The sequence below is a fragment of the Polynucleobacter finlandensis genome (genome assembly GCF_018881755.1).
In the GTDB taxonomy this organism is placed as follows: Bacteria; Pseudomonadota; Gammaproteobacteria; order Burkholderiales; family Burkholderiaceae; genus Polynucleobacter; species Polynucleobacter finlandensis.
On sequence record NZ_JACVPS010000011.1, the window covers coordinates 49,996 to 71,045 of the forward strand.

Below are 21,050 nucleotides of genomic sequence, written 5' to 3' on the forward strand. Positions count from 1 at the left end.
ATATAAGGTGACACGTGACAACTGCTCGAATAGTAAGCCTCAATGAACTGGGAAGCGCTGACGTAATCAAATTGATTGATAAGGAATTGCCTGCACCTGGAAAAGGTGAGGTGCAACTGCGCCAAACGGCGATTGGATTTAATTTTATTGACGTTTACCAGCGCTCTGGCGTCTATCCCTTGGAGCTGCCTACCGGGCTTGGACATGAAGCCGTCGGCGTAGTCGAGGCGCTTGGTGAGGGCGTAATAAGATTTAAGGTCGGCGATCGCGTGATGTATATGAATGCAGGTATTGGCGCTTACGCTAGCCACCGTAATGTGTCAGTCGATAAATTGGTTCCTGTACCAAGCAATGTTTCTGATGAGGTGGCAGCTGCTGTTTTCTTCAAGGCCATGACTGCTCAGTATCTCGTGCAAAAAACCTACAAAGTAAAAGCGGGTGATGTGGTTCTGATTCATGCGGCTGCTGGCGGTGTTGGACAGATTGTTGCTGGTTGGGCAAAAGCCTTGGGCGCATTTGTGGTGGGTACTGTTGGGTCACAAGCCAAGGTCGCAGCAGCGAAAGCTGCTGGATGCGATGCAGTGGTCGATTACTCGCAAGCAAATTGGGTTGAAGAGGTGTTAAAGGCTACAGGTGGACGTAAGGCTAATGTGGTTTATGACTCCGTAGCTAAAGATACTTTTTTAGGTTCCTTAGATTGTGTTGCGCCATTTGGTACTTTGGCACTATTTGGCGCCGCATCAGGTCCTGCTCCTGAGATTCAACCGGAGATCTTGAATAAGAAGGGCTGCCTGTTTTTAACAAGACCTTCGGTGTTCCCGCATAACGCCACCCCTGAGTTGCTGCAAGAAAATGCCCGTGCTGTATTTGAGGCAATTGCCAGTGGCGCTGTCAAAGTGCAGATTGGCGCTCAATTTAGCTTGGAGCAGGCTGCAGATGCCCATAAAGCTGCTGAGGGTAGAAAGGTATCAGGCGCCATCATCATGATCCCTTGATGAGCTGCTGACATCCTGCTTTGATGCACTAGGCCTCGTACTTGTACGGGGCTTTTTCTTTTAAAGTCTCTAGTTGTAATATGTATGCTTAGTCCAATAAATCTAGGGGAAACAGTGAAGAAGACATTCATTAAACAAATTTTGGCCACAGCTCTTGCAGCCTCTTTAGCGTTTACTTCTTTTGCAAGCAATGCCTGCACCAGCTTTTTATTAAAAGGTAGCGATGGCGGATTTGTATATGGGCGCACGATGGAATTTGGTTTACCGCTTAAATCCCAATTGACGGTCATGCCTAGAAATTTAGCGGTTCCTGGAGTGGGGATTGATAGTAAGCCTGGCTCGGGCTTAAATTGGACTACAAAATATGCTGTCGTCGGCATGAATGGCTTGGGTATGCCTGTATTGGTTGATGGCATGAATGAAAAAGGCTTAGTGGGTGGCCTACTGAATGCCCCTAACACTGCGGTCTATCAAGTCGTCAGTCCAGCTGATTCTGCTAAGAGCATCGCCTCCATTCAGATGCTGATGTACGCCCTTACAAATTTTGCTACGGTTGATGAGGTTAAAGAAGGCTTTAAAAAGATTTATGTGAATCGCTCCATCATTCCTGCGTATAACAATAGTTCAGCTCCGGTGCGCATGACTTTGCATGATGCAAAAGGCAAGAGTATTGTGATTGAATATCTTAAGGGTGAGCTAGTTGTTACCGACAATCCTACTGGCGTAATGACAAATGATCCAGCCTTTAGAGATCAGTTAAATAACATTGGTAATTACGCAAATCTCACCAATGTTGAAAAACCGGCGATGGTAATTAATGGCGCAACGTATGTGCCACCAAGCTCTGGTAGTGGCTTGCATGGCTTGCCAGGCGATTACTTAAGTCCAAGTCGTTTTATTCGGGCGCTATTTTTATCTAAGTCAGCCCCTACTACCTATACCACTGCAAAACAGACCAATACTGCCTGGCATATCTTGGGAAGCTTTGACATCCCTCCGGGCGCAATTAGTTTGCCGGCAAGCAATGCCTATGGTGGTGGTGCAGGTGGCATAGAGATTACTGAGTGGACAGTTGTGGCCGATAACAAAAACATGATGTATTACGTCAAAATGTTTGAGACAACCAATGTGCAATCTTTTGATCTGAAGAAAATGGATTTCAATGCAAAAGAGGTGAAGTACTACAGCCTAGATAAGCCGCAGTCATATATCTCAGTAAATTAAAGATAAGAGGCGATGATGAAGCTGATTTTGAAGTTCGCGGTTCTGTGCGCTTGCCTCATCCCTTGCTTAACAGTATTCGCTCAGCTGCCCAGTCCGCAATACTCTGAGGGTGTTGCGTACATCTCTGGTGGGGTTGGTGAAGAAGAGTCTATTGCGATTTTGTCTGAGGCTAAACAATGGCCGTTAATGCTGGAGCTTTCTCAGATTGAAAATGGACGAGGAATTTGGATCTTTGGCGCTAGTATCAAGATTGCTAATACACAGAAAAAAATCATCTTTGATGCTCAGGCAGATGGCCCTTATATATTGATCAATATTGAGCCTGGCGAATATATTTTGCAAGCAAGCTATCAGGGCGTTGAACAAAAGCGAGCACTTTCTATAAAGGCTGGCCAGCCACAAAAGGCATCCGTCTTCTGGAAGTGATGCCTGAGATTGATTTTTAATCTTTGAGTGCAATCAAATTCTAAGCCTTCAAGCTTAAATTGTTGCGCTGCCATATAAGCTAAGTACTCTTTTCTGAGCTATAGTTTTAGAAGATTTATAAAAATACAACTGGAGACTGATTTATGCGTATTCATTCATTGAAAAGTTCTGTAGGTGCCACCCTCATTGCGGGCTTATTACTGGCTTTGACATCTAGCGTACAAGCGCAGGCACCTGCAACAAGTGGCGCTCAAGGAAAAACCGAATTATTGTGGTTGGGGCAGGCGGGCTTTCGGATTAAGAGCCCTAATGGCAAGATGATTCTGATTGACCCATGGATTACTGGTGGGCCTAAAACACCCCCAATGTATAAAACTGATTTAGCTGCGATTGGGCCAATCGATTTGTTATTGGTAACGCATGCACACGTTGACCATCTTGGTGATGCTCCAGCGATTGCCAAAATGAATAACACCAAGCTTTATGGCCCCGCCGATATGGTGACACCTTTAACTACCTTGGGAATTTTGCCGCCAGATCTTGGACATCGTTTTAATAAGACTGGCAGTGTCACTCCATTACCAGGCATTAAGGTAACTGCAGTCCAAGCAGAGCATTCTTCATTATTGGTTTGGAAAAATCCAGCCACTGACAAGATGGAATCTCATCCTGCTGGTGAGCCAATGGGTTATATCATCCAACTAGAGAATGGCTTCAAGATTTGGCATATGGGTGACACAGGTCTCTTTAGTGATATGAAATTCATTAGCGAGCATTACAAACCTGATCTGGTATTGATTCCGATTGGTGGCAATTTCACGATGGCGCCAGAAGATGCTGCTTATGCATTGCGTACTTGGGTTAAGCCGAAGATGGTGATCCCAATGCACTATGGTTCCAATCCGATGACCAAGGGCACGGTAGCTGAATTCCAAGAGGCGATGAAGGGAAGCTCTATCAAGATTATTCCTATGACAGAGGGTGAAACAGTTCAGTTTTAATTTGCTTCAGCTTCAGTAGAAAAATCCTGCGCAAGTCGCAGGGTTTTTCTTTATACGGCCTTAGAAAATATCTGGCTCTGGAACGGGTGCCCCAAATCCAGTTTCCAGAAAATCAAAGTCACAGCCATCTTCGGCCTGAAGGATATGTTTGCTAAACATCCAGCCGTAACCACGCTCATATTTGGGTGGTGGTGGTATCCAGGCTGATTTTCTGGAGGCTAATTCAGCATCAGAAACTTCCAAATGAATTTTTCTCGCATCAACATCTACCGTGATGAGATCACCCGTCTTTACAAGAGCGAGCGGACCACCAATATAGGCTTCGGGAGAGGCATGCAAAATACACGCGCCGTAACTTGTACCGCTCATTCGTGCATCGGAGAGTCGGAGCATATCTCGCACTCCTTGCTTAACGAGCTTAACTGGTATTGGTAGCATTCCCCATTCTGGCATCCCAGGGCCACCCTTGGGCCCTGCGTTTCTGAGGACAAGAATATGATCTTCGGTAACGTCGAGGTTTTCATCTTCTACTGCTTTTTTCATTTCGGGATAGCTATCAAACACTAAGGCAGGCCCAGTGTGCTTCAAGAATTTTGCAGCACAAGCGCTTGGCTTAATGACGGCGCCGCCCGGTGCAAGATTGCCCCTGAGAACTGCAAGAGCACCTTCTTGATAAATGGCAATATTTAATGGGCGGATGACATCATCATTGTGTACTTGCGCATGCTCAATATTTTTGCCTAATGTTGTTCCGGATATCGTCATCGCATTGAGATCTAAATGCGACTGCATCTGTTTCATTAGCGCTGGCATTCCACCGGCGTAATAAAAATCTTCCATGAGATATTTCTCGCCACTAGGGCGAATATTGGCAATAACTGGGACCTTTCTACTTGCAGTATCAAAGTCATCAAGCGTAATCGTGCAGTCTTTTCCAGCTCGGCGTGACATCGCCACTAGGTGGATGATGGCATTGGTACTGCATCCCATTGCCATTGCGACGGCGATGCTATTGATGAAGTTTGCTTTAGTCAAAATCTTTGCGGGCGTGAGGTCTTCCCAAACCATATCCACTATTCGTCTGCCACATGCAGCTGCCATGCGTGGATGACTTGCATCTGCCGCAGGAATACTTGAGGCGCCTGACAATGTGAGGCCTAGAGCTTCGGCAATTCCCATCATGGTTGCTGCGGTTCCCATAGTCATGCAGGTGCCATGGCTGCGGGCAATACCACCTTCAACTTCAAGCCATTGGGCTTCTGAAATTTTTCCTGCTCGACGCTCATCCCAATATTTCCAGGCATCAGAGCCAGAGCCCAGTATTTGTCCTTTCCAATTGCCTCGCAACATCGGTCCAGCAGGCAAGTAAACAAATGGCAGACCAGCTGATAGAGCGCCCATAATTAAGCCCGGCGTTGTCTTATCGCATCCGCCCATTAGTACTGCACCATCAACAGGGTGGGAGCGAATGAGCTCTTCTGTTTCCATAGCTAGCATATTGCGATAGAGCATGGTGGTAGGTTTTACATACTGTTCTGCTAGTGAGATTGCAGGGAGCTCTAGTGGAAATCCACCGGCTTGTAAAACCCCTCGCTTGACGTCTTCTACACGCTGTTTAAAGTGGGTGTGGCAGGGGTTAATATCAGACCAAGTATTGATGATGGCAATAACCGGTTTTCCAGACCAATCCTCCGGTCCATATCCCATTTGCATTGCTCGTGAGCGGTGTCCGAATGAGCGCAGATCATCTGGTTCAAACCATCGTGCGCTGCGTAGTGTCTCTTTAGTCTTTTTTGTCATTTGTTTTATTTCTTATATAAATGCTTCTATATTAGTACCGTAGGCGGGGGAGGGTATATCAGCACTTGTTTTCTGAGTTATACCTATTTACCCTTCAAATTCTAGTCTGATATTTAATAAAACTATGGAGATGACTTGATGACCGTATTTATGGCCTTTTTTAGGGCGCTGATATGCGCTAGCGTGTTTTCAGTTTCCGCTTCTATCGCATTTGCCCAGGCAGACTACCCAAATAAACCGGTGAAGATTATTGTTCCATTCCCTGCTGGCGGAACTACGGATGTCATGGCTCGTATTTCTGCGGATCAGCTCACCAAAATCTTTAAGCAAGCTTTCATTATTGAAAATATTGGCGGTGGCGGCGGCGTGATTGGTGCTGAACGTGGAGCCAATGCTACTCCTGATGGATACACCTTGGTCATGACTGGTGTTGGCCAAAATGCAGTGGCTCATGGTTTAGATCCAAATCTGAAATACGACTCCCTAAAAGATTTTGCAAATATTTCTTTAATTGATTTGGGCCCAAACGTGCTGGTGGTGAATCCGGATCGTCCATTTAAAACCTTAAAAGATATTGTTGATTACGCCAGAGCTAATCCAGGTAAGCTGGATTATGGGTATACCTATGCATCATCAGGTCATATGGCGATGGAATTACTTCGACAAACAACTAACAATTGTGGCGATCCCAAAAAGAAAAATAATTGTGGACCGCTACCGATTGTCGGAATCCCTTATCGTGGCGGCGGCCCCTTGATGAATGCAATCCTTGCTAATGAAATTCCGATGGAATTTATTAATCAAGATGCAGCGCTTCCATATGTGCAGGCTGGTAAATTACGTCCAATTGCTGTGAGTAGTTTGCAACGTAATCCCTTATACCCAAATGTGCCAACAGTATCGGAAAGTGGTTATCCGGGATTCCAGGCTTTATCTTGGGCAGGGATTAGCGCCCCTAAGGGAACGCCCAAGATTGTTTTAGATAAGTTGGAAGCAGCCATGATTCAGGCAATGCAAGCGCCAGAGGTTAAACAGCGTTTGGAGTCAGTTGGATTTGTTATTCCACCCCTAGGCTCAAGCGCATATAACAACTTCCTAAAGTCGGAAATCGATCAGTGGGTCACCCTAATTAAAAAGGCTGGTATCAAGCCAGAATAATCAGTAACAAGGGGTTAATATGCTTTTGAGTTCTATTAGGACTCAAAATTCATACTGCAGTGCACTAAAGTTTGTTCTATATCAAATTGCTTGCTCCATGGTTGACCGATACTGAGGGTTAACCATAGATCGATCGCCATGGACAAACATTACCTTTCTTACTTATTTCAGCCAAAAAGCATTGTGGTGTTTGTTGGCGATGCCGATGATCCAGTTCTGTCGAGTCCTTTTGCCAAAGGTTTGACTGAAGACTTGAGTGCCCAGAAATTTAAGGGCTCCATTCAGTACCTCAATATTTATGCCCCCGACACTCTTTTAGAGTTGGGTAAGCTAAAGGCCGAATTGGCCATCATCACTCTGCCGCATGACAGAATTCTGGCCGCTTTAGATATGGCCGCTCGTATTAAATGTAAGGCTGCACTGGTTATTGGCACGGGAGTATCTGCTGGACTTGCTACAGAAATTCATGAGGCTGCACGTCGTCACGGCATTCATCTTCTGGGACCAAATAGTTTAGGTTTCCAAATGCCCGCACTGCAACTCAATGCTAGCGTGATCGGACCCATGGCTACAGCTGGCCCATTGGGTTTGATTTCTCAGTCGGGAGCTTTAACGGCATCGATCTTAGATTGGGCAAAGCAAAATCAAGTAGGGTTTTCAAATGTCGTCTCATTGGGGCCAAACTCCGATGTGGATATTGCTCAAGTACTCGACTACCTGGCCTCAGACTCACGCACTCATAGCATCGTGATTTATCTAGAGGGTATTTCTAATGCGCGTGGCTTTATGAGTGCATTGCGCTCTGCTGCGAGAGCAAAGCCTGTGGTGATCCTAAAGGCCGGCAGAAAATCAGCTGCTAACCTAGCAGCCCAAACGCATAGCGGCGCCATTGTTGGTAGTGATGAAGTATTTGATGCAGCATTACGACGTGCTGGTGCTGTCAGAGTGCGCTCTTTTGTAGAATTATTCTCGGCCGCGAAATGTCTGGCCTCACGCTATCGTCCGGTTGGTAAACATTTGGCAGTCATTACGAACGGTGGAGGCCCAGGTGTATTAGCGGCAGATTGGATTAATGAGATTCACCTGCAATTAGGCATGCTGTCGCCTGAAGCGATTGCAGCATTAAAACCCCTCGTTTCTTCAAACGCATCTCTTGTCGATTTAATTGATCTTTCTGAAGAGGCGACGCCAGAGCAATATCGCGCTGCGATAGAGGCAGCCAATAAAGAACGTGAGATCGACGGCCTATTGGTGATTTACTCGCCTAAGCTAGGTGTAGATGGTTTAGCGATTGCACAGTCCATAGTCGATGTCAAATCCAAGATCGGTAAACCATTACTCTGTTGTTGGATGGGGGACTCTTCAGTCGTGAGTGCGCGCGATCTGATTGCGAACGCCAATATTCCGAGTTTTAGAACGCCGGAAGCCGCAGTGGGTGCTTTTGGAAATATCGCTAGCTTCTATCAAAACCAACGTTTACTTCAGCAAACACCACCACCTCTCTCTCATTTAGCTCAACCTGATGTTGAAGGAGCTCGCTTGTTGATTGAGAACGTTCTCGCCGAGCGGCGCAATATCTTGACGGAGATGGAATCTAAGGCACTACTTGCAGCCTTCCATATCCCAGTCACACAAACTATTTTGGCAACTAGCTCAAACGAGGCCATGATGATTGCAACGCAGTTAGGTTATCCCGTTGCCTTGAAAATTGATTCACCGGATATTAGCCATAAGTCTGATGTGAATGGTGTAGCGCTCAATATTATGAATGCCGCCGGAGTACGTGATGTCTACAACAGCATCATTGAATCCGTTTCAGTGCTAGCCCCTAAGGCACGGATTAATGGTGTCACAGTGCAAAAGATGGCGCGTAGCAAAAGAGGGCGCGAACTCTATATTGGTTTGGTAACAGATAAGCCCTTCGGGCCAATGATTGCCTTTGGCGCCGGTGGCACCATGATTGAGTTACTAAATGATCGAACCATGGAGCTACCGCCACTGAATCAATATTTGGCGCACCGGATGATCGAGCGTTCACGCGTTGCTGAAACTTTAGGAGAGTGGCGTGGCGCCAGCGCTGTAGATGTAGCGGCACTTGAGCAAGTGCTTTTACGCGTGTCTGAGATGGCCTGCGAGTTACCTCAACTGCGCGAGATGGATATCAACCCAATTATTGTTGATGAAGCTGGCGCTGTAGCAGTAGATGCGCGGATTGTGATTGAACGGCCACCTCAACCAGTAGATGGAAAGTCACGGGTATACAGTCATCTGGCGATTCTCCCTTACCCATTGCGCTATGAGCAGGTTTGGCCCATGAAGGGTGGTGGCGAGTATGTCATTCGACCTATACATCCAGATGATGCCGATATGTTGCAGCAGTTGGTGGCTGGACTATCACCAGAGAGTCGGTACTTCCGTTTTGTGGCGACTATTTCTGAACTCTCACCAGCAATGCTTTCTCGGTTTACATTGATTGACTATGACCGCGAGATGGCGCTAGTTGCAGTATTAAAAGAGCGCAAAGTGAACGAAGAGGGCGTCTCGATTGAAACCCAAAGAATTATTGGGGTATCGCGCTACATCACCAATCCTGATGTCGTAAGCTGTGAGTTCTCTTTGTTAGTTGCCGATGAATTTGGTGGCAAAGGCTTGGGTTCACGTCTGATGTTGAGCATCATGGACGTTGCCCGCGACAAAGGCTTAAAAGAAATTGATGGCCTGGTTTTGGCTAACAATCATGGAATGCTCAAATTAATGACGGGTCTTGGGTACAAAGTAAAAGAATTTGAAGAAGATCCTGATTTTAAAATTGTGACCCATACCCTGTAAGTATGGTTAATATGACTACTGAACTTTTAATCTACCTTTAATGATCAATATTATGAAAACACTGCTACTTGCTGGATTACTGAGCTTAACTTCTTTGGCTTATGCTGCCGATGCCCCCATGGTGAACCCCCACGGTAGTTCGCCGCACGGGGCGGTAGCTAGCGCCGCTGAGATCGGCGATGTCAATGTGACTAAGGCTGTGGGTCAAAATGCCTATACGGTTGCCGAGATCATCGACCAATCCAAAAGCCTCAAGGACAAGCCGGTGCTGGTGCGGGGCAAAGTGGTTAAATTTAGCCCAGAGATTATGGGTAAAAACTGGATTCATTTGCGGGACGGATCTGGTACTGCTGCAGCCAAAAACAATGACTTGGTACTTACCACCAAGGATCAGGCTAAGGTAGGCGCTGTAGTGACGGTGAAGGGCATCTTGCGTACTGACAAAGATTTTGGTCACGGTTACGCCTATGAAGTCATTATTGAAGATGCTTCAGTGAGCTCTAAATAGCCTAATAGCTAACTACCCGCTATAAGTTTGAGCTATATCAATATCTAGCAAGATATAGGGAGTACATTTTTCAAGACCAGTAGGAGTCTGAATGTACCTCTTTTTTGAACCGACCTTAGATGATCGCAAGCGCACCCTTGAGGTAGCCTTGCTCTCTATTTATGGTTTATCAGAGCAACCCATCCCCACTTATTTTTGCGATAACGCCTTCTGTTCCAGAAAGCCTATCAAGAGTTTTAACCTGATTGAGTTATTAAAGTACTGCTGGATTCATCAGTTTGATAAACCAGCACTGTTAGTAGCCTTACCGATAGAGTTGGAATCCGATACAGCACTCATCCAGCAGTTTGGTGACGCTTACTTGGGGTGCATATCTGGCGCTATTAAAAAGGGTGAGCTACAGAATTTAGCGCTCACCTATCGCAAGCTAGTGCAGGTAGAGGGCAGTCGCCGGTTTTTCTCAGTACCAAGCTTTGTAGTGGAGGAGCGCCTCAAGCAGACCCCTTTCACCGAAATGGAAATTAAGTCCTTAGTAAAGCTGCAAGATAAAAATCTGAAGTTAGTTGATCAGTTAATTCAGAAAAAAGTAGATGAACTAAAACGTGAGCTCAGTGTATTACCCAACATCCTAAAAAGAGGGATTGGGTCAAGGGCTTAAAGCAGGCCAATCTAAAAACTAGGCTATGTCACCAAACTTGCAGGCTGGATTGGATGGGCTATAGGTTTCATTGCCCCTAGCGCCCGCTGATTCTTTAGAGAAACAGCCAGCTAGTGGGCAGGCATCATCATCGAGGCACTCATGAAATGCAATGCAATTCTCTTGGGTGATATCGACACGCACAGCCTCATGTAAGCGAGGGCACATTAATGTTTTCATCTTATCTATCCTTTTATGCAAATGGGATCACACTCTGGTGACATTCAGTATAAGAAGAGTGATTGGACTTGCAAATGGGCTAATAGAGATTTCAGCCCATTTGTTGATATGGATCAAACCCCTTCAATCGGTTAAGATAAAACCATGAATTTTCATGGGCGTCCTGCCTATCCCATCGGCTTTTTTGCCACCATCACCATTGTTATCGTGGCTGTATCTACGAGCCTGTTGTTATGGGACTTGCGTAAACGAGAGTTGACCCACACCCGTATGGAGACGATTGGGGTTACCAAAATCTTTGTAGAGCAGACCGAGCGCAGTTTTGAGAGTGCCGATCTTGTCTTAAGGGGCGTACAGGATCGATTGAACTCAACATTTGGTGTTCAGTTTCCTCTGGATAGTCTCGAGGTTCATTTATTGCTTGGCACCCGTGTCCTAGGAATGCGGCAGCTAGATGCATTGTTTTTGATTGATCCGAATGGAAGGTTGGTTAATTCTTCCGCTGAATTTCCTAGCAAGAAGATATCTGTAGTTAATCAAGATTACTTTAAAGCATTTGCTAATAAAAAAGATGGCGGGCTTTTTATCGGCAAGCCATTTCGTGATGCGCAGAAAAAAGAATGGACCTTGTATCTTGCGAGAAAAATTCAAGATCAAGATGGTGCTTTTAAGGGGATAGTCGTTGGCGCAATTGATATTGCCCATTTCGAAGATATTTATCAATTGTTGAAGTTGGATTACCCTCGGCCAGTTTCACTGTATCGCGATGATGGTGTTTTGTTAGCAAGCTTTCCCCATCGAGAAAGTCTCATGGGTGAGAGGGCTCCTGAATTAGGAGAGTATCTGCCCGTCATTGAATCGGGAAAGATTGAATTTTCTAGCCATAAAAAGAGTAATGGAGAAGCTGAGTTATTCGCCTTGGGTGCCGTTCCCAAGTTCCCACTATTTATTTCAGTGACCAATGATGAGGAAGAGGCGCTGGCCTCATCACGTGAGACGGCTATTCCAATTGTGATGAGCGCTGTATTGGTCAGTCTTTTTATCATCGCCGCCGCCGGCTTATTGATCCGTGAAGCGGTGCGTCAGCAGAAATTGGCTGATCAATTAGGCGCTGCACATAACCGCTATCAGCATACGATTGAATCCGTAATGGATGCCATCATTGCGGTAGATGAAGAGCAAAATATCATTTTGTTTAATCCATCAGCTGAACGCATGTTCGGCCTTAAGGCTGTTGATGTGATAGGCGAGTCTTTACTGGTGCTATTGCCAGAACGTTTTCGTGGCGCCCATCATTCGCATGTACAGAAATTTAAGAAAACAGATAGTGGCTCTCGCACTATGGGGCCACAGCTCGGGATTGTCGGGCTGCGCGCTGACGGCACCGAGTTCCCAATTGAGTCCACTATTTCTCAGACGGTGATCAACGGTAAAAAGCAGTTGACTGCGGTACTCCGAGACGTGACTGAAAGACGTCAGGCCGAGACTGAGTTGCGTGAGATGAATCTGCAACTGCGCGGATTGTCAAAGGCTTTAGAAAATATTCGTGAGCAAGAAAGAACCAGAATTGCTAGGGAGTTGCATGATGACCTGGGTCAGCAGCTTACTGGGCTAAAGCTTGAGCTCGCATGGTTAAGCACTCGCGTGAAAGACGGGCACGCTCTCCCGGTAGATCGAATTACTGAAATGAAGCAGCAATTGGATGGCGCCATTGCATCTGTTCGTCGCATCTCTACAGAATTACGCCCCATTATTTTGGACGACTTAGGATTTGAAGAGGCTGTTAAGTGGCTGGTTGGCGAATTTACCAAACGCACTCATATTCCGGTTAATTTAGAGCTTAAAGAGGAAGTCCGAGTCAGCAATACCAACTTAGCAACTGCGCTGTTCAGAATTGTTCAGGAATCCTTGACGAATATTGCACGACATGCCCAAGCCACTGCAGTCAATATTTCTCTTGATAAAGATAACGGCCATTTAGTGCTCCTCATTTCTGATGATGGTGTAGGTCTCCCTCCAGAATTGCAATCCGGAGGATTTGGTTTGGTGAGCATGCGCGAAAGATCCAATGCTTTGGGCGCCAAATTTACTATTAGCAACGGTAAACTGAAGGGCGTTACTATTCGAGTGGAATTTGCACTTGATTCACCGATCTTTACTGAGGCCAATGCATGAAGTACGAAGTATTAGTTGCTGATGACCACGCCATCATTCGTGATGGCCTGCGCAAGATATTGGCAGATACGGATGATTTGGTGGTGGCTGGTGAGGCCGCTAACGGTAATCAAGCCTTGGAGAAGGTACGTGAGCGCGATTGGGCTATGGCAATTTTGGACTTATCCATGCCTGGCAGAAGCGGTATTGAATTGATCAAGCTCATCAAGGCTGAGCGTCCTAAGTTGCCAATCTTGATATTCAGTATGCACCCAGAAGAACAATATGCAGTGCGGGCTATTCGGGCGGGCGCCTCTGGCTATCTGTCGAAAGAAGAAGATAGTGATAACTTCTTACCTGCAATCCGTAGAGTGGCAGCAGGCGGCATGTTCATTAGCCCTAAAGTCGCTGAATTACTAGCTGCGGATGCCTCTCCTGGGGCCGCACACACACATGCACATAGCAAACTTTCTAATCGGGAACATGAGGTTCTGGTCCGCATTGTTAAAGGAATCAGCCTGACTGATATTGCGGATGAGTTCTCGCTCAGCATTAAGACTATTAGCACCCACAAAACCCACATTCTTTCAAAGTTGGGTTTAGCGAGCCAGGCTGACCTGATTCGCTATGCCATCGAGCATAAATTGCTCGATTTAGACAAATAAGCAGAAATAAGCAGATTTGTCCTATCTCCTATAGGAATATTCCTATAGTTATTTACCTTAGCAATCCTATATCTATAGGACGCGTCAAAAAATAAAATTCTCCTTAAGTAATGAAGCCTTGGGTATTCCCGAGCCAGAACTAAAGGAGAATTAAATGACGCAAGCTAAACAAATCATCCGCACTGTAGCAATCGCTGCTGCAGCTTTGGCATTCACATCAATCGCGCACGCTGCCCCTGATGCAGATGCTGCTAAAGCACTGGCCAAGCAAAACAACTGCTTCAAATGCCATGCGGTCGATAAAGATAAAGATGGCCCGTCCTATCACAGCGTTGCCGAGAAATACAAAGGCAAACCAGGTGCTGAAGCCAAATTAATCAATCACATTACTTCTGGTGAAAAAGCAAAGTTCCCAGATGGTCATGAAGAAGAGCACAAGATTGTAAAAACATCCCCACCAAAAGATCCAGAGCAGATTAAGAATTTGGTTCAGTGGATTTTGGCTCAGTAAGAACCAAACAAAGAAATAAGAACTCACTCGAAATCGTAAGCACGAGGAAAGCAAATGAAGATCTTCAAAAAACTTCTAGTAATTAGCGCGGTAATGGGTGCCATTGGTTTGGCGCCCGTTGCATTTGCACAAAATAACTTGCCTGATTTAGGTCAGTCAAAAGCGAACATTGCAAAAGCCGCATTTAAAGAAGATGCCAAATGCACCAAGTGCCACGACGAGAGTGAAAATGCTCCTGTACTGTCTATTTATCAAACCAAGCATGGTGTGAAGGGTGACGACCGCACACCAAGCTGTACGTCTTGTCATGGTCAAAGTGACAAACACTTGGCTGGCGATAAAGACGGCAAGGGTCGTCCATCACCAGATTTTGTCTTTAAGAAGGGCGTTTACGATAAGAGCGCAAGTCAAGATCGTATGGATCGCTGCCAAACTTGCCACAAAGGAGAAAAGCGTACTAACTGGAACGGCTCACAGCACCAGGTGAATGATGTGGCCTGTAACGATTGCCACGTAGTGCATAACCCAGTAGACAAGGTCAGGGTTAAAAAGACTCAAACTCAGGTTTGCTATACCTGCCATAAAGAACAACGTGCAGATAGCTACAAAACATCTACCCATCCAATTGAAGTAGGCAAAGTAGTGTGCTCCGACTGTCACAACCCACATGGTTCTGCAGGCCCATCATTACTCAAGAAAAATACTCTGAATGAAACCTGCTTCCTTTGCCATGCAGAGAAACGCGGCCCAGTATTGTTCGAACATCAACCAGTGGTTGAGAACTGTGCAAACTGCCATACGCCTCATGGCTCGAATATCAGTCCATTGCTGAAAGATCGTCCTCCATTCTTATGCCAGGATTGTCATGATGGCCCACACGCTAGTCCTAGTGCATACGGTCCTAATATCACCGGCGTTCAGGGTGGGTATCAAGGCAAGCCAAGTGCAAACGGTATGGGTAGAGCTTGCATGAATTGTCACGTAATGGTTCATGGCTCCAATAGTCCTGCTGGTGGATTCTTCCAACGTTAATGAACACAGTTGATCGATAAGAGGCTTGTATGAAAAACAGATCTAAATTTAATTTACGGCTAAGCGCAATTACTGTAGGTGTGCTTGGGTTGTTTGCGGTAAGTTCTGCGATGGCAGATGATGAGGAAATTAAGGCGCTAACTCAGCCCAAAAGTTCAGTCCAGGTGGAGATGATTGGGGTTGATCAAAACTCTGCCAAGTTCGGTGAATACAACGGCCTAGCTGGGCATCCATCTGGTGCCTATCCAAATGGCGGATTTAGTGTCAAAGGTGGTAATGGTTATACCAATAATGAGCAGGGTGACACCACTCGTTATTCAGTCACTGGTGAAAATTTAGGCCTAACATCGCGCTCTGCTAACGCCTCTATTGCGGAACAGGGTAGCTGGAATTTTGGAGTTAACTTTGACCAACTTCAGCACAATATTACGAATACATATCAGACCCCATATAACGGATCTATGGGGGGTAATACCTTTACCTTGCCAAGCAACCTTTCATCACCTAATGGTCTTGATAAAACGCAGCCAGGTAGTCAACCATTTTCACCAGCCGGAGTTGGTACAAACAAATCGGTAGTAAGTTCAGATTTACAAGGTATGGGTATTTCAACTACTCGATATAACACCACGCTTAACGGTACTGCGATTGTTGATAAGAGCCTTAATTTCACATTTGAATATAATAATTTGGTTCAAACGGGCGCCAAATTGATGGCTTTTGGCGGCTCTACTTATGGGAATGGAACAGGTTCAAATAGCGGTAATGCTCAAGTTGTATCCATCCTACCGAATCCAACGAATTATCAAACTGATACTCTGAATTTGGCAGTTAATTGGAAGGGTGAGAATTCATTTGTAACTGCCTCGTATTTTGGATCTTTCTTCAAAGATAATTACAACTCTGTTAATTGGCAGGCTTTTAGTACAAATGCATCGGGCTCGACAGCACTTACCCCAATGCAGACGATGAGTACGGCCCCAAGCAATGCCTTTAATCAATTAAATTTAAACGGCGGATATGATTTTTCATCGAAGACTAAATTAACAAGCAATATTTCAATTGGTCAAAATACTCAAAATCAAGGTTTCGGTGGCACATATGATGCTGCCATGGTGACCCCAAGCCAAAACAGCACTTTGAAGTCTGCATATGCTTTACCTACTTCTTCAATGAATGGCTTAGTCAATACAACTCATGCGGATATTAAACTTACGGATCAATCTGTTAAAGATTTGAACCTGTCTGCAAGCGCAAAGTATGACGAAAGAAATAATTTAACCCAGTCCAATATATATAACTTCTCCTCATTGAGCGGGACTGCGGGTCTGTATCCCAATACTCCTTTGAGTAATAAGCAGCTCCAACTGGCATTGGGTGGAGACTATCGTTTGACTAAAGATCAAAAACTGAATTTGACTTTGGCAAACAATAATATTGAACGCTGGTGTAATCAGTATGGGGCAGCAAATAGTTTGGGTGGAAATGCAGCCAACTATCCAGGAGGCACAAATTGTGTCAATGCCACCAGCAGTAACGAAAACGTGGCGAACTTAGCCTATAAACTAAAGGCAAATGAAGATTTAAATTTTAAAGCGATAGCCGGTTATAGTAATCGAAAAACGCAGTGGAATCAGCAGGCATTAGCAGCATTTGTGGATAACAACATTAATGGCAGTAGTAGTTATGCTCCTGGCTACAACGGCGCTAATGCAATCGGCTTCCAGCCTTACTTCGAAGCTTCTCGCAAGCAATTCTTGGGCAAGGCAAATGCTAATTGGCAAGCGACTGAAAATCTTGGCATTACCTTGGGTGGAAAATATACGAATGATCTCTATCCTGACTCTACATATGGCGTTCAAAATGGTAATTCTTGGAGCTTGAATTTAGATGGTACATATGCTTATGCTGAGAAGGGCACAGTTTCTGCTTATGCTACGCAACAAAATCAATTCCGAACAATGACTAACTTGCAAAGTACTACAACGGGTGCTTGGAATAATTCATTGACAAACAAGGCTACTACTGTAGGCGTAGGCTTTAAGCAGGCTGACCTTATTGAGGGCAAATTGACTCTAACAGGTGATGCCACAATGTCTTTTGCTGCGTCACAATACAGCACAGGAATTCCTTATGCGGTTGCTGGAAGTGGTTCTGGAATTGCTACGGTAGCGGCGGGCTGTTCCGCCCCAAACTCAGTATATAACTGTGGCATGTTGCCTGCCATCCAGAATAATCTGGGGATCATTAAGTTGGGGGGTAGTTACCAGGTTGATAAAAATTCAAAAGTTGGGTTGATGTACTGGTATCAACATCTGTATAGCAATGATTACTATTACAACGCTTATCAGTATGGAAGCGCACCAACTGGTGTAATGCCAACAAACCAAACAGCCCCAAGTTATAACGTAAATGTATTCGCAGTTAATTACACCTACACCTTTGATTGATACCTTCGGAATACCTTTAAATAAAAGAACGGATTAAATTATGGAAACTAAACAACCAGGTGCATTAAAGCGTTTTTGGGCTTTCGTTAAGAAACCTAGTGCCAAGTATTCCATACTGGCCATTTTCTCCGTTGCTTTTATCTCGGGTATTTTGTTCTGGGGTGCATTCAATACTGGAATGGAAGCGACTAATACTCTGGCTTTCTGTACCACTTGCCACGAGATGCGTGACAACGTGTATCAGGAATACAAAGAAACGATTCACTATAGCAACCGTACTGGTGTACGTGCTATTTGTTCTGATTGCCATGTGCCAAAAGACTGGACTCATAAGATGATTCGCAAGTCACAGGCTGCATTTGAAGTTTGGGGCAAGATTACGGGTTCTATCGATACGCGTGAGAAGTTCGAGGCTAAGCGTATGGAGTTGGCTAGCCACGAATGGGCGCGTATGAAGGGGAATAATTCACGCGAATGCCGTAACTGCCATGATTTTGATGCGATGAGCCCAGAATTGCAGAAGCAGACGCCTTATAAGAAGCATATGAAGGCAAAAGAGTCTGGCAAGACCTGTATTGACTGCCATAAGGGTATTGCGCATCAACTGCCTAAAGAGTATGAAGAGTCTGACGATTAAGGTTTGACAGCCTGTTAAGGCTCTTGGACAATGGCTGGGATGGTTCAATCCCGGCCATTTTCTATTCATGACTACTCATATTTCAGAACCTCCTAATTTGTCTTTGAAGCCATCCTCACTTCGCGCCAATGCATTAACCTGCGTTCGGGGTGAGCGCACCCTTTTTACGGGTTTAGATTTGGAAGTTTCTGCTGGTGAGTGGTTGCATGTTCGTGGCGAAAATGGCATTGGTAAAACTAGCCTGTTGCGCCTCTTGTCTGGTTTAACAAAACCTGCGGCAGGTGAAATCTTTTGGAATGAGCAATTGATTTCTGCTGATCCTTCTGAGTACCATCGCAATCTTCTCTTTTTAGGTCACCGAGATTCTCTCAAGGAAGATCTCACTGCGCTTGAAAATCTTTCCATTGCCACGGCATTGGATGGGATAGCTGTTACTGAAGATAAGATCTTGCTGGCCTTGCATCGCTTTGGTTTAAGGGGGCGAGAGGATTTGCCCGTTAATTGTTTATCAGCTGGCCAAAAGCGTAGGGTGCTTCTGGCCAGATTGCTGTTGCGCCAGGCAAAACTGTGGATTTTGGATGAGCCCTTTAACGCTCTAGATGTGCGTGCTGTTGAGATGCTCTCCGAATTAATCTTGGAACACATTGCTTCTGGCGGCATGGCAATCATGACTAGTCATCAAGAGATTCCGATGCCGAACGGCAGGGTGGTCCAGCTATGAGCGCATTCTTAGCCATCATTCGCCGGGACTTGCTCTTGGTAATGCGCCGCAAGAGCGAAGTACTCACTATCTTGTTCTTCTTTGTGATTGTGACTAGTCTGTTTCCGCTGGGCATTGGGGCGGATACAGCGCTTCTGCGTAAGATTGCCCCTGGGGTGATTTGGGTCACTGCCTTGTTATCGACCATGTTGGGCCTACAACGCCTTTTTGCCACGGATTTTGCCGATGGGACCCTGGAACAAATGGCACTTTCACCAACTCCATTGGCCCTGCTCGTGGGGGGTAAAATTGCTGCACACTGGTTGGTATGCGGTTTGCCATTGGCCTTATTGGCACCGGTGATCGGCATTCAGTTTGATCTGGATGCCAGCACCTTAGGAACTGTGATTTTGACACTATTAATAGGTACACCGATTTTGTCTTTGATTGGAGCGATTGGCGCTGCATTGACCCTGGGTGTGCGTGGTGGTGGCGTCTTATTAAGTCTTTTAGTTCTCCCTCTCTACATTCCGGTGCTCATTTTTGGCGCTGGTGCTGTCTATGCGCAAAGTGTTGGGCTTGATGTGGGTGGACATTATTCGTTATTAGGCGCTTTGCTAGTCTTGGCTTTATTTTTTGCTCCCTGGGCAACCACCGCTGCAGTAAGGATTGCAATCGAATGAGTTCTATTCTTGATAGTCGTTCTGGCCGCACTAACCAGTTAGTCAATTGGTTTAAGTTTTCCAGTCCCGCCACTTTTTATCCATTAGCCGGGAAACTCATTCCATTCTTTTGGGCGCTCGCAATCATTTTCGGTATTGCTGGTTTATGGATTAGCTTCTTCGTTGCGCCAGTAGACGCAGTGCAAGGACAAGGCTACCGCATCATTTTTGTCCACGTACCAGCTTCGTGGATGTCGATGTTTATCTACATCATGATGGCGATTTGGGCTGGCTTAGGGTTAGTGTTTAATACGCGCCTGTCTGCCATGATGGCTCAAGCTTTAGCGCCTACCGGTGCGTTAATGGCCTTCATATCACTGTGGACTGGTGCTTTCTGGGGTAAGCCCATGTGGGGTGCTTGGTGGGTATGGGATGCCCGCCTCACTTCTGAACTCATTCTTCTCTTTTTATACCTTGGCTTTATGGCCCTGCAGGCCTCGATTGATGATCCACGTCGCGCAGATAAAGCGGGCGCCATTTTGGCTTTAGTTGGTGTAGTCAATGTTCCAATAATTTACTTTTCGGTGAAGTGGTGGAATACCTTGCATCAAGGCGCATCGGTTTCTATTAACAAATCACCCTCAATGGCGCACACCATGTTGTGGGGAATGCTCTTAGTGGCTTTGTGTTTCTGGATGTATTCGATTGCGATTGCGTTGATGCGAGTGCGAACGATTATTTTGGAGCGTGAGTCTCACTCTGATTGGGTGAGAACTTTGGAAGGGGTGAAGTAATCATGTGGAATTCACCGGCGGAATTTTTTGCTATGGGCGGATACGCCTTATATGTATGGAGTAGCTTTGGAGTCTGTGCTTTGATTTTGGTGCTTGAGCCCATTGCCATTAATGCGCGTCGTAAAAAGATTGTGCAAAGATTGCAGCGCGAGATTCGTGCTGAGAAATTCGATAAAGAAGGAATGAAGTGAAACCAAGACATAAACGGGCGCTGATGATTGTTGGTGCCTTAGCGACATTAGCCATTGCTGCAGTTCTGATTCTCAATGCATTAAATAGCAATATTGCCCTCTACGTCACTCCTAGTGAAGTTGCTGCTGGTAAAGCGCCCAAGGGTCAAACATTCCGCATTGGCGGTATGGTGAAAGATGGCTCACTCAAGCGCGATGAATTGGTGGTGCACTTCATCATTACTGATTTGGTTCAAGAGATTCCTGTTTCTTATAAAGGCATTCTTCCGGATTTGTTTAAAGAGGGCAAGGGCGCTGTTGTCCAAGGCAAGTTGGATCCCGATGGACAATTCGTTGCTAGCGAAGTGCTTGCTAAGCATGATGAGAATTACATGCCGCCAGAGGCAAAGCATGCTTTAGAGCAAGCGCAGAAAAACGGAGCCAAATAATGGAATAC

At 45.6% G+C, this 21,050-nt stretch carries 21 protein-coding genes; 19 read left to right on the top strand and 2 right to left on the bottom strand.

Going from position 1 to position 21,050, the window contains the following annotated elements:
• Nucleotides 1-14: 14 nt before the first annotated feature.
• The 4 genes from ICN49_RS08470 (at nucleotide 15) to ICN49_RS08485 (ending at nucleotide 3,646) form a co-directional block, all read left to right on the top strand.
• Nucleotides 15-995, top strand: coding sequence for a quinone oxidoreductase family protein (locus ICN49_RS08470; protein WP_216167495.1), 981 nt, complete (start codon nucleotides 15-17; stop codon nucleotides 993-995).
• Between the two features lie 114 nt (nucleotides 996-1,109).
• Entirely contained in the window at nucleotides 1,110-2,219 is a 1,110-nt protein-coding gene (locus ICN49_RS08475) for a linear amide C-N hydrolase (RefSeq protein ID WP_216167497.1), read from the top strand.
• Between the two features lie 12 nt (nucleotides 2,220-2,231).
• Complete coding sequence (locus ICN49_RS08480) at nucleotides 2,232-2,645, top strand: peptidase associated/transthyretin-like domain-containing protein (protein WP_255535476.1); 414 nt, start codon at nucleotides 2,232-2,234, stop codon at nucleotides 2,643-2,645.
• Between the two features lie 143 nt (nucleotides 2,646-2,788).
• Nucleotides 2,789-3,646, top strand: a complete 858-nt coding sequence (locus tag ICN49_RS08485; RefSeq protein ID WP_216167499.1) for a metal-dependent hydrolase — start codon at nucleotides 2,789-2,791, stop codon at nucleotides 3,644-3,646.
• 60 nt (nucleotides 3,647-3,706) lie between these two features.
• Here the strand turns inward: ICN49_RS08485 and araD are convergent, their stop codons facing one another.
• Nucleotides 3,707-5,446 (bottom strand): L-arabinonate dehydratase, encoded by a 1,740-nt coding sequence (gene araD, locus ICN49_RS08490; protein WP_216167501.1) that lies wholly within the window; start codon nucleotides 5,444-5,446, stop codon nucleotides 3,707-3,709.
• Between the two features lie 138 nt (nucleotides 5,447-5,584).
• Between araD and ICN49_RS08495 the strand changes: the two genes are divergently transcribed.
• The 4 genes from ICN49_RS08495 to ICN49_RS08510 all read left to right on the top strand — a co-directional run bounded on the left by ICN49_RS08495 (nucleotide 5,585) and on the right by ICN49_RS08510 (nucleotide 10,599).
• The gene (locus ICN49_RS08495) at nucleotides 5,585-6,604 is read left to right on the top strand and encodes a Bug family tripartite tricarboxylate transporter substrate binding protein (RefSeq protein ID WP_216167503.1); all 1,020 of its coding nucleotides are present in this window, start codon (nucleotides 5,585-5,587) and stop codon (nucleotides 6,602-6,604) included.
• A 138-nt stretch (nucleotides 6,605-6,742) separates the two neighbouring features.
• Nucleotides 6,743-9,433, top strand: coding sequence for a bifunctional acetate--CoA ligase family protein/GNAT family N-acetyltransferase (locus tag ICN49_RS08500; protein WP_216167505.1), 2,691 nt, complete (start codon nucleotides 6,743-6,745; stop codon nucleotides 9,431-9,433).
• Nucleotides 9,434-9,485: 52 nt separating this feature from the next.
• Nucleotides 9,486-9,941: an OB-fold nucleic acid binding domain-containing protein gene (locus ICN49_RS08505; RefSeq protein ID WP_216167507.1), complete on the top strand. Its 456-nt coding sequence runs from the start codon at nucleotides 9,486-9,488 to the stop codon at nucleotides 9,939-9,941.
• Nucleotides 9,942-10,032: 91 nt separating this feature from the next.
• On the top strand, nucleotides 10,033-10,599 hold the full coding sequence (locus ICN49_RS08510) for a hypothetical protein (RefSeq protein ID WP_216167509.1): 567 nt from the start codon (nucleotides 10,033-10,035) through the stop codon (nucleotides 10,597-10,599).
• A gap of 18 nt (nucleotides 10,600-10,617) precedes the next feature.
• Here ICN49_RS08510 and ICN49_RS08515 read toward each other — a convergent pair whose 3' ends face one another.
• Nucleotides 10,618-10,818 (bottom strand): hypothetical protein, encoded by a 201-nt coding sequence (locus ICN49_RS08515; RefSeq protein ID WP_216167511.1) that lies wholly within the window; start codon nucleotides 10,816-10,818, stop codon nucleotides 10,618-10,620.
• Between the two features lie 144 nt (nucleotides 10,819-10,962).
• Here ICN49_RS08515 and ICN49_RS08520 point away from each other — a divergent pair, with 144 nt between their 5' ends.
• From ICN49_RS08520 to ccmE, 11 genes are all read left to right on the top strand, one after another.
• The gene (locus ICN49_RS08520) at nucleotides 10,963-12,993 is read left to right on the top strand and encodes a PAS domain S-box protein (protein ID WP_216167513.1); all 2,031 of its coding nucleotides are present in this window, start codon (nucleotides 10,963-10,965) and stop codon (nucleotides 12,991-12,993) included.
• Complete coding sequence (locus ICN49_RS08525) at nucleotides 12,990-13,637, top strand: response regulator transcription factor (protein ID WP_216167515.1); 648 nt, start codon at nucleotides 12,990-12,992, stop codon at nucleotides 13,635-13,637. The genes ICN49_RS08520 and ICN49_RS08525 overlap by 4 nt, the downstream gene beginning before the upstream one ends.
• A 154-nt stretch (nucleotides 13,638-13,791) precedes the next feature.
• A complete protein-coding gene (locus ICN49_RS08530) occupies nucleotides 13,792-14,148 on the top strand; it encodes a c-type cytochrome (protein ID WP_216167517.1) in 357 nt (118 codons plus the stop codon).
• A 54-nt stretch (nucleotides 14,149-14,202) separates the two neighbouring features.
• Nucleotides 14,203-15,180, top strand: a complete 978-nt coding sequence (locus tag ICN49_RS08535; protein WP_255535477.1) for a DmsE family decaheme c-type cytochrome — start codon at nucleotides 14,203-14,205, stop codon at nucleotides 15,178-15,180.
• A 29-nt stretch (nucleotides 15,181-15,209) separates the two neighbouring features.
• On the top strand, nucleotides 15,210-17,630 hold the full coding sequence (locus ICN49_RS08540; RefSeq protein ID WP_216167519.1) for an MtrB/PioB family decaheme-associated outer membrane protein: 2,421 nt from the start codon (nucleotides 15,210-15,212) through the stop codon (nucleotides 17,628-17,630).
• A 40-nt stretch (nucleotides 17,631-17,670) separates the two neighbouring features.
• A complete protein-coding gene (locus ICN49_RS08545) occupies nucleotides 17,671-18,267 on the top strand; it encodes a NapC/NirT family cytochrome c (RefSeq protein ID WP_216167521.1) in 597 nt (198 codons plus the stop codon).
• Between the two features lie 67 nt (nucleotides 18,268-18,334).
• Nucleotides 18,335-18,988 carry a cytochrome c biogenesis heme-transporting ATPase CcmA gene (gene ccmA / locus ICN49_RS08550; RefSeq protein WP_216167524.1) on the top strand — a complete coding sequence of 218 codons (654 nt, stop codon included), beginning with the start codon at nucleotides 18,335-18,337 and terminating at the stop codon, nucleotides 18,986-18,988.
• On the top strand, nucleotides 18,985-19,650 hold the full coding sequence (gene ccmB, locus ICN49_RS08555; protein WP_216167526.1) for a heme exporter protein CcmB: 666 nt from the start codon (nucleotides 18,985-18,987) through the stop codon (nucleotides 19,648-19,650). The genes ccmA and ccmB overlap by 4 nt, the downstream gene beginning before the upstream one ends.
• A complete protein-coding gene (locus ICN49_RS08560; protein ID WP_216167528.1) occupies nucleotides 19,647-20,423 on the top strand; it encodes a heme ABC transporter permease in 777 nt (258 codons plus the stop codon). The genes ccmB and ICN49_RS08560 overlap by 4 nt, the downstream gene beginning before the upstream one ends.
• Before the next feature lie 2 nt (nucleotides 20,424-20,425).
• Nucleotides 20,426-20,614 carry a heme exporter protein CcmD gene (gene ccmD, locus ICN49_RS08565; protein ID WP_216167530.1) on the top strand — a complete coding sequence of 63 codons (189 nt, stop codon included), beginning with the start codon at nucleotides 20,426-20,428 and terminating at the stop codon, nucleotides 20,612-20,614.
• Complete coding sequence (gene ccmE / locus ICN49_RS08570) at nucleotides 20,611-21,042, top strand: cytochrome c maturation protein CcmE (protein ID WP_216167532.1); 432 nt, start codon at nucleotides 20,611-20,613, stop codon at nucleotides 21,040-21,042. The genes ccmD and ccmE overlap by 4 nt, the downstream gene beginning before the upstream one ends.
• The last annotated feature ends 8 nt before the right edge of the window (nucleotides 21,043-21,050 follow it).